This is a genomic window from Streptomyces monticola (assembly GCF_042665355.1).
Taxonomy (GTDB): Bacteria; Actinomycetota; Actinomycetes; order Streptomycetales; family Streptomycetaceae; genus Streptomyces; species Streptomyces monticola.
Genome location: NZ_JBHTCF010000002.1, coordinates 85,618 through 100,597 on the forward strand (window position 1 = coordinate 85,618; position 14,980 = coordinate 100,597).

Below are 14,980 nucleotides of genomic sequence, written 5' to 3' on the forward strand. Positions count from 1 at the left end.
CTACTCGTATGTCATGTCCATGAAAGGTATGGCCGATGTCTCCGATTCCCCGCAGGACCCTGCTCAAGGCGGCCGCCGCGGCCGGTGCCGCCGCCCAGTTCAGCTGGACTCTCACCGGTGCCGGATCGGCCCAGGCCGCACCGCGCGCGGCCAGGGCCGAACCCGTCACCGTCAGCTGGCTGGAGGACGGTCGCCTCGGTGCCGCTCCCGGATCGACCCTCGGCGTGCCCTGGCCCAAGGGCGTCCATGAGCCGGATACGGACTTCGCGATCACCGCCGCCGACGGCAAGGAGGTGCCCGTCCAGAGCTGGCCCCTCGCCTACTGGCCGGACGGCACCCTGAAGTGGACGGCCCATGCCGTCGGCCCCGGCGCCGACGCCGAGCGGTTCAGGCTCGCCGCCGGCACCCCCGCCCCGCCGGAGAAGAAGCTCACCGTCGGCCGGTCCGGTGGCCGCATCACCGTCGACACCGGTGTCATCACCGCCGAACTCGGCACCGACGGCAAGCATCTGGTGCGCTCCGTGCGTCGCGGCTCCACCCCGGTCGCCACTGACGGCCGCCTGGTGGTCCTGCGCCAGGGCGAGCCCGACGACGGCGACACGGGCAGCGCCAAGTGGGAACGGTTCGACGGCGAGATCTCCGGCGCCGAGGTCGAGCAGGAAGGCCCGGTGCGGGCCGTGGTCCGGATCGACGGCAAACACCGTAAGGGCGCGCGAAGTTGGCTCCCGTTCAGCGTGCGGCTCTACTTCTACGCGGGCGCCGAGTCGTTCCGTATGGTGCACACCTTCACCTTCGACGGGGACCAGGACAAGGACTTCATCCGCGGCATCGGCGTGCGCTTCGCCGTGCCGATGCGCGATGCGGCCTACGACCGGCACATCCGGATCGCGGGTGCGGGCAAGGGGTTCCTCACCGAGGCGGTCAAGGGCGTCACAGGCCTTCGCCGCGACCCGGGGGCGGCGGTGCGCGCCGCGCAGGTCAAGGGCCAGAAGCTGCCCGACCCCTCGACGTGGGACCAGCGGGTCACCAGCAGGCTGCAGTACATCCCCGCCTGGGGCGACTACACGCTCACGCAGCTGTCGGCCGACGGCTTCGCGCTGCGCAAGCGCACCAAGCCGGGGCACGGCTGGATTCCCGCGGGCGGCGGCGGCCGTGCGGGCGGCTTCGGCTATGTCGGCGGTGTCAGCGGCGGACTCTCCTTCGGCCTGCGCGACTTCTGGCAGAAGCACCCCGCCCAGCTGGACATCCGTGGCGCCGCCGGCGACGAGGCCGAGGTCACCCTCTGGCTCTGGTCGCCCGAGGCGCAGCCCATGGACCTGCGCTTCTACCACGACGGCCTGGGCCAGGACACCTACCCGAAGCAGCTCGAAGGCCTCAACATCACCTACGAGGACCACGAGCCCGGCTTCGGCACCCCTTATGGCATCGCCCGCACCAGCGAGCTGATGTTCTGGGCCAACGCCGCCACACCGTCCGCCGACGCCCTCGTCGCCCAGTGCGACACCGTCCGCACCCCGGCCCAACTTGTCGCAGCTCCACAGGACTTGGCGCGCGCCGGAGTCTTCGGCGGGCTCTTCGCGCCCGTCGACCGCACCGACCCCGCCAAGGCGAAGATCGAGGACCAGCTCGACTTCCTCTTCACGTACTACAAGGACCAGGCCGAACAGCGCCGCTGGTACGGCTTCTGGGACTACGGCGACATCATGCACACCTACGACCCCGACCGGCACCAGTGGCGCTACGACATCGGCGGCTACGCCTGGGACAACTCCGAGCTCTCGCCCGACCTGTGGCTCTGGTACGCGTATCTGCGCTCGGGCCGCTCCGACATCTTCCGCTTCGCCGAGGCCATGACCCGGCACACCGGTGAAGTCGACGTCTACCACCTGGGCAAATGGGCGGGCCTCGGCACCCGCCACGGTGTCCAGCACTTCGCGGACAGCGCCAAGCAGCAGCGCATCTCCACCGCCGTCTACCGCCGCCCCTACTACTACCTCACCGCGGACGAACGCGTCGGCGACCTGATGCGCTCCCTGGTCGACTCCGACGAGACCTTCCTCGCCATCGACCCGCTGCGCAAGGTCCGCATCGAGCCGTACGAGCCGGACCCGCACGCCCTGTCCATCGGCTTCGGCACCGACTGGAGCGGTCTCGCCGCGGCGTGGCTCACCGAGTGGGAACGCAAGGGACCCAAGGCCGAGAAGGCCGAGGCCCGGCTGCGCTCCACGATGGAGACCATCGCCGCCCAGCCCAACGGCTTCATCCAGGGCAGCGGCCTCTACGACCTGAGCACCGGCAGGTTCGCCGTCGCCTCCGCGCCGAAGGTGGAGGTCTCCCATCTGTCGGCGATGTTCGGCCTGGTCGAGATGTGCGCCGAGCTGATCGGCCTGATCGACCTGCCGGAGTTCAAGGACGCCTGGCTGGACTACTGCCGCTACTTCAACGCCACCAAGGCCGAGCAGAGCGCACGCTACGGCAAGGACTTCGGCAGCCTGCTGCTCTTCCAGGGCCACTCGCGCCAGGACGCCTACGCCGCGGCCCAGCTGAAGGACGACAAGCTGGCCGCGCGTGCCTGGCAGAAGTTCTACGACAGTGACGGCTTCACCCGCTCCTGGACCTGGGAGCGCACGGAGGTCGAGGGCCCGGCCGTCCTGGAGCCCGGCTACGAGCACCCGCGGATCAGCACCAACGAGACCGCCCTGTTCGGCCTCGCGGCCATCCAGAACCTCGCCCTCGTGGGCGACAAGATTCCCGCCAAGCCGTGAACGGAGGCACCTTGCGCATGAGACGCACCGTACGCGTGAGACGCACCGCCGTGATCGCCCTGGCCGCACTGGCCGCGAGCACGGTCACCCTGCCCGCCGCCCACGCGAGCCCCGGACCGGGCCCCTGCACCGGCACGGCTCCCGTCACCTGCCACTTCGACCTCGCCCCCGGCACGTACCGGGTCTCGGCCGTCATCGGGGGAGCGGCGGCGGGCGAGACGGGCCTCACCGCGGAGGCCCGCAGAACACTGCTCGCACCGACCAGGACCACCGCGGGCCAGACGCTGCGCCGTACCTTCACGGTGGACGTCCGCGACCCCGAGGGCGAGCCGACAGGACCGGCCGGAAGCCCTGGCCTCGACCTGTATGCAGGCGGCGCCGCCCCGCTCCTGACGGGTCTCACGGTCACCCCGGCGCCCCGGGCCCCGCGGCTGTTCCTGGCCGGCGACTCGACCGTCTGCGATCAGGCCGCCGCCCCGTACACCGGCTGGGGCCAGGAGCTGCCGCAGTTCCTCGACGGCCGCACGGCGGTCGCCAACTACGCCGGTTCCGGCGAGGGTTCGCAGTCCTTCCTGGACAAGCCGGAGCTGTTCCCCGCGCTGCTGGCCAGGGTCCGTAAGGGCGACACGGTGCTTGTCCAGCTCGGCCACAACGACAAGCAGACCCCGGCCGCCGTCTACCGCGCCAACCTCACCACGATGGTCGAGCGGATCCGTGAGCGCGGCGGCCGGCCCGTGCTCGTCACCCCGGTCGTGCGGCGCTGGTTCAACGCCGACGGCACCCTCGACAACGGCACCGCCCTGCACGTCAACGGCCTCGGTGTCGACCTGCCCGGACAGCTGCGCGCCCTGGCGGCCGAGCGCGGCATCCCGCTGATCGACCTCACCGCGCTGACCAAGCGGCGCGTGGAGGAGCTCGGACCCGAGGCCTCCAAGGCGCTGTATCTGTACGCGGAGGCCCGCGACAACACCCATACCTCGCAGCGCGGCGCCACCGAGTTCGCCGCCCTCGTCCGGGCCGCGCTGCCCGGCAACCTCCGGGCCCCCGGCGGTGACAGGTAGGACGACGCCGCGCTCAGGAAGCCCGCGACACCGGGGCCCCGACCCGGCGGCAGCCGATCCCACCTGCAACTTCCCTTCTCCCGAAAGAAACTGACGTACCGAAACCCACCCGCACCCGCACAGGAGGAACCATGCCCCGCTTACCGCTCCACCGCAGACGCGCACCCGTCCGGCTGACCCTCGGCGCGGCCATGGCGGGCGCGCTCGCCGCCGGTTTCCTCGTGACGCTTCCCGACACCTCGAACGCGGCGGCGGCCCGCCAGGTCGAAGGCCTCGACCGGGGTGTCGTCAGCGTCCACACCAGCAGCGGCAACCTGGTCAGCTGGCGGTGGCTGGGCACCGACCCGGACCAGGTGTCCTTCAACGTCTACCGGGCCGGTACGAAGGTCAACTCGACGCCGGTCACGGGCTCCACGAACTACTTCCACTCCGGCGCCCCCAACTCCGCCGACTACACGGTCCGCGCCGTGGTCGACGGCCAGGAGCAGGGCGACTCGGTGCACGCCGTGCAGTTCCGCTCCGGCTACAAGGACGTGCCGATCACGCCGCCCGCGGGCGGCTCCGGCTACACGTACGAGGCCAACGACGCGTCCGTGGCCGACCTGGACGGCGACGGCGCGCTCGACTTCGTCCTCAAGTGGCAGCCCACGAACGCCAAGGACAACTCGCAGTCCGGTGTCACCGGCAACACCATCGTCGACGGCGTCAAGCTGGACGGCACCCGCCTGTGGCGGATCGACCTGGGCCGCAACATCCGCTCCGGCGCGCATTACACCCAGTTCCAGGCGTACGACTACGACGGCGACGGCCAGGCCGAGGTCGCCATGAAGACCGCCGACGGGACGGTGGACGGCCAGGGCAAGGCGATCGGCAACGCGGCGGCCGACCACCGCAACTCCTCCGGCTACGTCCTCACCGGGCCCGAGTACCTGACCATGTTCAACGGCCGGACGGGCGCCGCGATGGGCACCGTCGACTATGTCCCGGCCCGCGGCAACGTCGCCTCCTGGGGCGACAGTTACGGCAACCGCGTGGACCGTTTCCTCGCGGGGACGGCCTATCTGGACGGCACCAGGCCCTCGCTGATCATGGCGCGCGGCTACTACACGCGCAGCGTGCTCGCGGCCTGGGACTGGCGGGACGGGAGGTTCACCCGCCGCTGGACCTTCGACACCAACTCCTCGACCAACGTGGGCAAGGGCTACGACGGGCAGGGCTCGCACAGTCTGTCCGTGGGCGATGTGGACCGTGACGGCAAGGACGAGATCGTGTACGGCTCGATGACCGTGGACGACAACGGCAGCGGCCTGTGGACCGCGCGGACGGGACACGGTGACGCCCAGCACCTGGGCGACCTCGACCCGGGCACGGCGGGCCTGGAGTACTTCAAGGTCTCCGAGTCGGCCTCGCAGCCTTCCGAGGTGTATCTGAACCCCGCCAACGGCGCCGTGCGCTGGAAGCTGGCCGCCTGCTGCGACAACGGCCGCGGGGTGGCCGGTGACATCTGGGCGGGCAACGACGGCGCCGAGGTCTGGTCCGCGTCGGACACAGCGGTCCGTGACGAGGCCGGCGCCGCCAAGGGCCGCGAGCCGTCCAGCGTGAACTTCCTGAACTGGTGGGACGGCGACCCGAGCCGTGAGCTCCTCGACGGCACCCGCATCGACAAGTACGGCACGTCAGGGGAGACCCGACTGCTGACCGGGGCTTCGGTGCACTCCAACAACGGCACCAAGGCCACTCCGGCGCTGTCCGGGGACATCCTGGGCGACTGGCGCGAAGAGGTGGTCTGGGCGACGAGCGACAACCGGGCGCTGCGGATCTACTCGACGCCGCACCAGACCGACCGGCGGATCACCACGCTCCTGCACGACACGATGTACCGCACGGGGCTCGCCTGGCAGAACACCGCCTACAACCAGCCGCCGCACCCGAGCTTCCACATCGGTGCGGGAATGGCGACCGCTCCCCGTCCCGCGGTCACCACTCCCTGACGCCGCTTCCCGAGGTGCTCTTCCTGAGGCTTCCGGCTACTTGGCCGCGGTGTCGCCGTAGACGATGCCGCGGCCGTTGGTCGCCACGTACACCCGGCCGTAGACCTTCGGATCGCCGGTGATGGCCGCACCGGTCCAACCCCACTGGTGCGCCTGGTCGTTGACGCGCACCCAGCTCTTCCCGGTGTCCGTGGAGCGGAAGATGCCCCGCACTCCGCCGATCTTCGCGCTGCTGTAGAGGGCCGGGTAGGCGGCTCCCGGCGCGGCCTTGCCGAAGCCGATGGTGTCGGCCTGCTCGACGCCCGGCACCTTCGTGAAGCTCGCGCCCGCGTCGGTGGAGTGCCACAGGCCGTACGCCCCGTCCGGTGCGCCGCCCGCGAGCCAGATGTCGCCCATCTTGCCGGGCACCGCCTGGAAGCGGACGGGGCCATCGGCGGGCAGTCCGGTGGTGGCTTTCGCCGTGAAGGTCGATCCGCCGTCCGAACTCACGTAGAAAGTCCCGGACTTGAAGCCGTAGAACACCTTCGGGTCGCTGCGGTCGGCTTCGACGGTCGCGCCCTGCGGGATTCCCGTCGAGGCGGTCCATGAGGTGCCGAACCCGGCGGTGGTGTGGACGCCGGTGCCCTCGGGGCTCCACACGAAGCGGCTGCCGTCGGCGGCGGCCGCCACGGTCCCGCCGCCCGTCACGCCCGAAGGCTCCTGGCCCGCCCACCAGTTGGCTCCGTTGTCGGCCGAGAAGCCGATCCGGGGCGCGGCGTCGGCGTTGCCCACCCGCACCACGGTGTCCGGGCGGGACTCGGCGTAGTCGAGGCTGGTCGTGCTGGACAGGTTCGGCCGGGTGTACATCAGCGGCGGCACCTGGGTGACGTCGGTGTGCCGGAAGCCGCCGATGTCACCGAGCGCGCTGAGCAGCGGGGCGCCGGACGGGGGCGCGGCCAGATCGAGGGCTGCGGTCTCCTCCAGGCCCCGCACCATCGGCTTGACGGTGAACTTGCCGCCGGCGTCGTCCCAGTTGGTGAGGTTCTCGCTGCCGTACACCGTGGCGCCGGTGCCGTACATCATGCGGTCGGAGTCGAACGGGTCGATCTCCAGGGACTCCGTCATCCAGCCCAGCTTCGGGCTCTGCTCGGGCGGTGACGGGTCGGCGCCCCAGGACAGCCAGGGCACCGAGGAGATGTCCATGGTGTAGCGGTTGTCGCGCTCGGGGTACGACCCGTATCCCCACGCCGGTGTCCAGCTGCCGCCGCTGTCGGTGGAGCGGAAGATCTGGGTGTCGGGCCACCAGGAGCTGTAGCCGGTGACCATGACCGTGCCGGGGTGCTGCCGGTCGATGGTCAGGCCGCTGTAGCCGTAGTACGTATCGGCCTCGGCGGCCGGGCTGATGTCCTGCCACTGCCCGGTTCTGGTGGCGTAGCGCCACACCTTGCCCTTGCCGCCGTCGTAGGGGCCGCCCTTGTCGCTGTAGGCGAGGTAGAGGTAGCCGTTCTTCGCGTCCAGGACGCCCTTGTGCGCCAGGAATCCGGTGGGCTGGCCCGCGAGCCGTGACCAGGTGGCGCCGCCGTCCGTGGAGCGGTAGACGGCGTTGTCCTTGTCGGCCACACCGACGTAGACGGTCCGGGTCTTCGTGGTGCCGGGGCCGCCGGTGGACTCGTCGAAGGTGACCCAGACGACGCCCTGGTTGTCGGAGGCGTAGCCGCTCGAATCGGCGGGATTCTCCTGGTAGTCGCCGGGGTTGGGGAAGGAGGTGACCTGACTCCAGGTGGCGCCGGAGTCGGTGGAGCGCCACAGGCCCTTGCCGCTGGGCGCGCCCAGATACAGGATCCGGTTGTCGTGCGGGTCGACGGCCAGGCGCTCGCCCATGCCGCGGCCCGGCATGTTGCCGCCCAGCTTGAACGGCAGCTCGGCCTTCTTCCAGGTCCTGCCCCGGTCGGCGGAGCGCAGGACGGCGCCGTTCTTCGGGTCCCAGCTGTTGGTGTACGTGCCGACGGCGGCGTAGACCCGGTTGGGGTCGACGGAGTCGCTGGCGAGACTGACGACACCGGTGTGCCCCCAGTCGTCCCAGCCGATGGAATCGAGCAGCGGCTTCCAGGACTTGGTGGCCTGCTGCCAGCGGTAGGCCCCGCCGATGTCGGTGCGGGCGTAGGCGAGGTTCTTCTCGGTGCGGCTGAAGACGATGCCCGGCACGAAGCCGCCGCCGTCGATACGGACGTTCTTCCACCGGTACGGCTCGGCGGCCACGTTCACGGCGGCCACGGCGGTGTCCGGGGCCGCGTCGGTCACGGGCCCCGCGGCGAGGACGCCGGCGGTCAGGGCGACAAGGGCGGGCAGGGTGCGTGCTCTGGGCGCGTGCAGCAGCGAACGCATGGTGTGTCCTTCGTGGGGGCGAGGGGGGGAAGGGGCCTGTGATCGGGGCGGGGCGGTGGGCATGGGGAGGGGCCGGACGGGCCTCTTGGCGGAGGACCGTCCGGCCCGGCACGCGGAGCGGGAGGCGGGACCTACTCGAGGAGCTCCGCGTACGCACCCAGGGCGAGGGCGATATCCGCCTGCGCCCAGAACCGGTGATAGGTGAACGTGGGCGCCGCGCCGCCCTGCAGATATGCCTCGACCTTCGACCAGTTGGGGTCGTCCTCGTAGAAGGAGCGGATCGAGTCGAACGTCGACGAGGAGTTGATGGCGTCGCCGTTCGGCATGGTGCCGCTCCAGCCGCTGGGGATGTACACGGCGTCGTCGAAGCGGTTGTAGTCGGCGCGGGTCTCCGGCACGGCGATGCCCAGGGCGTCCTGGTGGTGGTTCCACATGCCGTCCAGGAGCGCCTTGGCGGTGGCCGCGGCCTGGGTGTCACCGGAGCGGTCCGCGTAGTACGTCAGCGTCTTGGCGTACGCGGCGGCCACCCCGACGTCGTCGGTGTAGTCGGCGACGGTGACATGAAGTCCCGTGTTCGCACCGGGACTTGACGGGTTCCAGGTGTCGGGCTTGCCGGACCACTGCAGCGTGGACGGGATGCGGTAGGTGCCGTCCGGGTTGACGGTGGTCTTGGACAGGGCCCACTTGACCCACTTGTCCAGGACCGTCTTGGCCTTGGCGTCGCCGCTCTGCTGGTAGTACTCCGCGACGCGCTCCATGGACCACGCCTGGAAGCCGAACCACTGGTTGGACGGCGGGTCGTGGTACACGGGCTTCTCGTCGTAGAACATGCCGTAGAACGTCGGTGTCCCGGCCGGGGGAGTGGTGTACCGGCCCGCCCAGCTGTTGGTCGCGCCGCCCGCGATGCCGCCCTCGTCGGACTGCAGCCAGCGGTAGAACTCCAGCTGCCGGTCGAGGGACCTGGCCCAGTCGGCCTGTCCGGTCGCCGACTTGGGCTTCAGGTCGGCGTAGGAGCTGAGGGCGTAGGCGGCCAGGGGGTTCTGGTAGCCGCCGTGGGTGTGGCTGGATCCGATGCGCCAGGCCCAGCCCGCCGAGGTGTCGGTGGCGCCGCCCCACGCGTAGTACCAGGACATGAGGTAGTGCGAGCTGTCCTTGCCGGTGGCGCCGGGGCAGGAGGAGGGGCTGGTGCAGTTGCCGATTCTCTTGAAGTACTTGTCGTACATCGAGTAGCGCAGATAGTCGCCCATCTTCGCTGCCTTGGCGAGGGTGCCCGCGACCTGGGAGCCCTTGCCCTGCTGCTCGGCCCAGACATCCGCCCAGTAGGCGGCCTGCACGGCACGGGCGTCGGCGTCGGGGGCGTTGGTGAACTTCCACTGCTTCGCGTACGAGGCATCGCCCGTGAACAGGTCCAAGTACCCGTTCTTTCCGCCGTACTTGAAGGCGTCACAGGTGGGCTGTGGGACGGTCTCCCACACCGACTCCTGCGGGCCGCGCTGGAAGGTGTTGATGTAGGACGGTCCGGTGTCGGTCGGGCCCGCCTCGCACTTGCCCGGCGCGTTGCCGTAGCCGTAGACGTTGTCCACGTCCTGCAGCCAGTGCATGCCGTAGACGTCATCGGTGCCGTACGCGCTCTTCAGCTCGGCCGCGATCGGGTCCTGGCCGACGGAGACACCGGGGTCGAGCTGCGCCGGGTACTGCGAGGGCTGGTCGTGCTCGGGCGCGTAGGTGGCGGGCTTGCCCGGTGTGTAGAAGGAGTTGGTCGGCTGGTCCGCCTTCGTGGGGATCATGTACTTCTCCATGAGTTCCCACGCGCCGTTGAACTTCGACCAGTCGCCGGTGACCTTGCCGTACATCGCCTGCAGCCACAGCAGATAGCTGTAGGCCTCCGACGTCGTCTCGTGGCCGTGGTCGGGGGCCTCGACGATCAGCGTCTCCACCGAGTGGTACGGGATGCCCTCGGGCGAGAAGTAGCCGTTCGCCGGGTTGGTGATCTTCCCGTAGAGCTCCAGGAAGCGGGCGTCGTACTGCTTGGACGCGGCCAGCTGGGTCACCGTGACGGTGGCCTTGGCATGTCCGGGAGCGGTCACGGTGAAGGTCGCCGCGCCGGTGCCCGACGAGTCGGCGCCGATGGTCACCTTCTGCGCGGTGCTCCAGTTCGACGGGGTGAAGGTCAGGCTCGACCCGCCCGTCACGGAAAGGCCGGTGTTGCCCGCGGTGCGCGCGGTCGTGACCGTCACGTTGGCGGCCGGCTGCGTGGACAGCTTCACGTCGAAGGTGCCCGACTTGCCCTGCTGGAGGCCGAGTTGGGCGGGCGTCGCGACGATCGCGGGACCGGCGGCGACGGTGATGCCGACCGGGGCGGACTCGCCCACGGCGCCCATGCTGTCGTACGCCTTCGCGTACAGGGAGTGGGTGCCGGTGGCCAGGTCGTCCTTGGCGAGTGTGTACGGCGCGCTGCTGTCGGTGCCGAGGAGAGTGGTGTCGTCGTAGAACTCCATCTTCTCGATGGTCGCCCCGTCGGCGGCGGCCGCGGTGGCCGCGAGCGGCACGCTGTCGCCCTGGCTGTAGACGGCGCCCGCGGCGGGGCTCGTCAGGACCGTGACCGGGGCCTTGTGGGCGCCGGTGCAGGCGGTGCCGTTGACGGTGAACGCCGTGGGGGCGGCGTTGCGGTCGGTGTAGGAGAACTGGGCGCCGGTGGTCACGGCGGCGCCTGCGGCGACCTTGCCGTTCCAGTCGGCGTTCTTGACGGTGATGTTCTTGCCGGACTGTGACCAGGTGCCGTTCCAGCCGTTGGTGAGCTTCTGGTCGCCGGTGTAGGCGTAGCCGAGGGTCCAGCCGTCGAGGGGGTCGGTGCTCCGGTTGGTGAGGGTGAGTTCGGCGGTGAAGCCGGAGCCCCAGTCGTTGGTCTTGTAGTCGACGCTGCAGGCGACGGCCGCCGCCTGTGCGGGGGAGTGGCCGGTGGCCAGGGTGGTGAGCGGGAGCATCAGTGCCGCGGCGACTGCGGTCCATAACCGCCGTGCGGCGCTCCGTCTGCCCTTGCGGTTCATGTCCTTGGCTCTCCTTGCGGCTCGGAGGCAGGAAGGGAGGGAGAGGGGAACAGGGGGTGAAGCGGGGGTGCAGCAGGGAGGAGCAGGGGGCGAGAAGAGAGGCGTACAAGAACGCAGACAAGCCTTGACCAGTGGGAGCGCTCCCATCATGGGGAGAGGGGAAGAGGGGGTCAAGGTTCTTAAAGAGTCGAAGTTATTCGACAGGGAGCACAACGGGTCGAAACGCCACCGGCCGTCAGGAAGCCGGTGCCGCCCTGTTCCCAGCCGCCCCTTTTGGCGCTAGCTTCTTGGCCACCAGTGGGAGCGATTCCATCAGTCGGCATGCCGCCCCGGCGTGCCTGATCTGCAAGGAGTCGCTCATGCGACACCCCCCGCGTTCAGTACTTTTAGCCGTCACCGGTGCGGTCGCCCTTGTCGGGGCCGTACTGGTGCCGGTTGTCACGGCCTCGGGGGCCGCCCCCGCCTGCACGGTGGAGTACTCCGTCACCAACCAGTGGGACAGCGGCTTCCAGGGATCGGTGAAAATCACCAACAACACGTCCGCGATGAGCAGTTGGAGCCTGTCCTTCGGCTTCGCGGACGGCCAGAAGGTCACCCAGGGCTGGAACGCCAAGTGGTCCCAGTCCGGCACCGCCGTCACGGCGGCCAACGAGAGCTGGAACGCCGCACTCGGCACCGGCCAGAGCGTCACCGCGGGATTCCTCGCCTCCCGCTCGGGCGGCAACAGCCAGCCCACGGCTTTCAAGCTCAACGGCACCATCTGCAACGTGGACGGCGGCGGCGATCCGGACCCCGACCCCACCGACCCGCCGCCCGCCGGTAACCCGCCGCAGCTGAAGGCCGCCGGGAACAAGCTGGTCGACCAGAACGGCGCCACCCGCCGGATGCTCGGCGTCAACCGCTCCGGCGGCGAGTTCATGTGCGTCCAGGGCTACGGCATCTGGGACGGGCCCGTCGACGACGCCGCGGTCAAGGCGATCGCCGACTGGAAGGCCAACACCGTCCGAGTCCCCCTCAACGAGGAGTGCTGGCTGGGCCTGTCCAACATCAAACCCGAGTACGCGGGCGCCAACTACATCAACGCGGTCAAGGACCTGGTCACCCGGATCGAGGCGCACGGCATGACCCCGGTCCTGGAACTGCACTGGTCCTGGGGCCAGTACACCGGCAACTCGGCCGGCTGCTCCGATGTGCACGCCAGCTGCCAGAAGCCGATGCCCAACATGCAGTACACACCGTCGTTCTGGACCTCGGTGGCGAACACCTTCAAGGACGACAAGGCCGTTGTCTTCGATCTGTTCAACGAGCCCTATCCGGACCGCGCCACCTCCACCGCGGACCAGGCCTGGGCCTGCTGGCGCGACGGCGGCGACTGCCCCGGCATCGGCTACGAGGTCGCCGGCATGCAGGACCTCCTGGAGGCGGTACGCGCCACCGGTGCCCAGAACCTGGTCCTGGTCCCGGGCGTCGCGTACTCCAACGACCTGAGCCAGTGGCTCAAGTACCGGCCGAGCGACCCGGCGGGCAATCTCGCCGCGGCCTGGCACGTGTACAACTTCAACGCCTGCGCGGGCGAAAGCTGCTGGGACGCCCAGCTCGCGCCGGTCGCGGCCCAAGTCCCCCTCGTGGCGGGCGAGATCGGCGAGAACACCTGCGCGCACGCCTTCGTCGACCGCGTCATGAAGTGGTTCGACGACCGCGGCCTCTCCTACCTCGGCTGGACCTGGAACACCTGGAACTGCAACTCGGGGCCGGCCCTCATCTCGTCCTACGACGGCACCCCCACGTCGTACGGAATCGGGCTGCGCGACCACTTGCGCGGTCTCGCAGCCCGGCAGCAGTAACCGTCATCCCGTCACCGACGAAGTGGACCCCAACCCATGAGCCGCAAGAGAATCGCCTTACTCGCCGCCCTCGCGCTGACCACCGGCGCCGGCGGAACCGCCGCCGCGGTCAGCGACGTCGGCCCCGCCGCGATCCCCTGCTCCGTCGACTACAAAGTGCAGAACCAGTGGGGCTCCGGCTTCACCGCTGCGGTCACCCTCACCAATCACGGGGCCGCCAAGGGCGGCTGGTCCGTGAACTGGTCCTACACCGGCAACCAGAAGGTCACCCAGGGCTGGAACGCCAAGATCAGCCAGAGCGGCAGCGCCGTCACCGCGGCCAACGAGTCCTACAACGGCTCGCTCGCCACCGGCGCTTCGGTCAGCTTCGGCTTCAACGCCTCCTACGACGGCACCAACGCGCTGCCCGCCACCTTCAAGCTGAACGGGGTGACCTGCAACGTCGACGACGGCGGCGGCGATCCCGACCCCGACCCGACCGATCCGCAGCCCGGCACCCGCGTGGACAACCCCTACGCAGGCGCCAAGGTGTATGTGAACCCCGATTGGTCGAAGAACGCGGCCGCCGAGCCGGGCGGCAGCAGGATCGCCAATCAGCCCACCGCCGTATGGCTCGACCGGACCGCCGCGATCAACGGCGCGAACGGCAAGATGGGCCTGCGCGCCCACCTCGACGCCGCCCTCGCCCAGGGCGCCGGAGTCATCCAGGTGGTCATCTACAACCTGCCGGGCCGCGACTGCTCCGCGCTCGCCTCCAACGGTGAACTCGGCCCCACGGAGATCGACAAGTACAAGACCCAGTACATCGACCCGATCGCCGCGATCATGGGCGACTCCAAGTACGCGAATCTGCGGATCGTCACCACCGTCGAGATCGACTCCCTGCCCAACCTCGTCACCAACACCGGCAGCCGCCCCACCGCGACTCCGCAGTGCGACGTGATGAAGGCCAACGGCAACTACGTGAAGGGCGTCGGCTACGCCCTGAACAAGCTGGGCGCCGTGCCCAACGTCTACAACTACGTCGACGCCGGACACCACGGCTGGATCGGCTGGGACGACAACTTCGCCGCCACCGCGCAGATCCTCAAGGAGGGCGCGACCGCCGAGGGCAGCACGGTGGACAAGGTGCACGGCTTCATCACCAACACCGCCAACTACAGCGCCCTGAAGGAGGAGAACTTCAAGATCGGCGACACCGTGGCGGGCAAGTCCGTGCGCGAGTCGAAGTGGGTCGACTGGAACCGCTACACCGACGAGGTGTCCTACGCGCAGGCCTTCCGCAACCAGCTGGTCACCGCCGGCTTCAAGTCCGACATCGGCATGCTCATCGACACCTCCCGCAACGGCTGGGGCGGCGCCGCACGCCCGGCCGGGCCCGGCCCGCAGACCAGCGTCGACACCTACGTGGACGGCGGGCGCTACGACCGCCGTATCCACGTCGGCAACTGGTGCAACCAGTCGGGGGCGGGCCTCGGTGAACGGCCCAAGGCAGCACCCGAGGCCGGTATCGACGCCTATGTGTGGGTCAAGCCGCCCGGCGAGTCCGACGGGGCCAGCAAGGAGATCCCCAACGACGAGGGCAAGGGCTTCGACCGTATGTGTGACCCGACCTACGAGGGCAATCCGCGCAACAACTACAACAAGTCGGGCGCGCTGCCGGACGCGCCGCTGTCCGGGAACTGGTTCTCCGCGCAGTTCCAGGAGCTCATGAAGAACGCCCACCCGGCGCTGTAGAGCGCGGGCGCACCCGGCGGCAGCAGTAGGGGGTGAGCCGAAGCGCTTCGGCTCACCCCCGCACCATCGTCCAAGTGGGCTGCCCGCAAGGGCAGTCGGGGCGGTGGGCGGAGGGTCGCAGCGCCAATCGAAGCGCTTCGACAAACCCCTGGACAGTCTCAGAACCATCCA

At 69.8% G+C, this 14,980-nt stretch carries 7 protein-coding genes; 5 read left to right on the top strand and 2 right to left on the bottom strand.

The genetic code is table 11. The annotated features are described in order from the left end of the window. Positions 1 to 35: 35 nt before the first annotated feature. The 3 genes from ACFQVC_RS05885 (at position 36) to ACFQVC_RS05895 (ending at position 5,817) form a co-directional block, all read left to right on the top strand. Positions 36 to 2,765: an exo-rhamnogalacturonan lyase family protein gene (locus ACFQVC_RS05885; RefSeq protein WP_381827258.1), complete on the top strand. Its 2,730-nt coding sequence runs from the start codon at positions 36 to 38 to the stop codon at positions 2,763 to 2,765. Between the two features lie 17 nt (positions 2,766 to 2,782). Continuing rightward, positions 2,783 to 3,826 (top strand): rhamnogalacturonan acetylesterase, encoded by a 1,044-nt coding sequence (locus tag ACFQVC_RS05890; protein ID WP_381827260.1) that lies wholly within the window; start codon positions 2,783 to 2,785, stop codon positions 3,824 to 3,826. A gap of 191 nt (positions 3,827 to 4,017) precedes the next feature. Further along, positions 4,018 to 5,817, top strand: coding sequence for a rhamnogalacturonan lyase (locus ACFQVC_RS05895; RefSeq protein WP_381828250.1), 1,800 nt, complete (start codon positions 4,018 to 4,020; stop codon positions 5,815 to 5,817). Positions 5,818 to 5,853: 36 nt separating this feature from the next. On the opposite strand, the gene ACFQVC_RS05900 is transcribed toward ACFQVC_RS05895, so the two are convergent. Both ACFQVC_RS05900 and ACFQVC_RS05905 read right to left on the bottom strand, forming a co-directional pair. Next, complete coding sequence (locus tag ACFQVC_RS05900) at positions 5,854 to 8,181, bottom strand: WD40/YVTN/BNR-like repeat-containing protein (protein ID WP_381827262.1); 2,328 nt, start codon at positions 8,179 to 8,181, stop codon at positions 5,854 to 5,856. 131 nt (positions 8,182 to 8,312) lie between these two features. Next, entirely contained in the window at positions 8,313 to 11,228 is a 2,916-nt protein-coding gene (locus ACFQVC_RS05905; protein WP_381827264.1) for a glycoside hydrolase family 48 protein, read from the bottom strand. A gap of 359 nt (positions 11,229 to 11,587) precedes the next feature. Here ACFQVC_RS05905 and ACFQVC_RS05910 point away from each other — a divergent pair, with 359 nt between their 5' ends. After that, complete coding sequence (locus tag ACFQVC_RS05910) at positions 11,588 to 13,072, top strand: cellulase family glycosylhydrolase (RefSeq protein ID WP_381827266.1); 1,485 nt, start codon at positions 11,588 to 11,590, stop codon at positions 13,070 to 13,072. Between the two features lie 36 nt (positions 13,073 to 13,108). After that, the gene (locus tag ACFQVC_RS05915; RefSeq protein WP_381827268.1) at positions 13,109 to 14,809 is read left to right on the top strand and encodes a glycoside hydrolase family 6 protein; all 1,701 of its coding nucleotides are present in this window, start codon (positions 13,109 to 13,111) and stop codon (positions 14,807 to 14,809) included. The last annotated feature ends 171 nt before the right edge of the window (positions 14,810 to 14,980 follow it).

Coding starts and splice junctions, on each gene's coding strand:
- ACFQVC_RS05885 (WP_381827258.1), top strand. CDS start 36: ATGTCTCCGATTCCCCGCAGGACCCTGCTCAAGGCGGCCGCCGCGGCC.
- ACFQVC_RS05890 (WP_381827260.1), top strand. CDS start 2,783: ATGAGACGCACCGTACGCGTGAGACGCACCGCCGTGATCGCCCTGGCC.
- ACFQVC_RS05895 (WP_381828250.1), top strand. CDS start 4,018: ATGGCGGGCGCGCTCGCCGCCGGTTTCCTCGTGACGCTTCCCGACACC.
- ACFQVC_RS05900 (WP_381827262.1), bottom strand. CDS start 8,181: ATGCGTTCGCTGCTGCACGCGCCCAGAGCACGCACCCTGCCCGCCCTT.
- ACFQVC_RS05905 (WP_381827264.1), bottom strand. CDS start 11,228: ATGAACCGCAAGGGCAGACGGAGCGCCGCACGGCGGTTATGGACCGCA.
- ACFQVC_RS05910 (WP_381827266.1), top strand. CDS start 11,588: ATGCGACACCCCCCGCGTTCAGTACTTTTAGCCGTCACCGGTGCGGTC.
- ACFQVC_RS05915 (WP_381827268.1), top strand. CDS start 13,109: ATGAGCCGCAAGAGAATCGCCTTACTCGCCGCCCTCGCGCTGACCACC.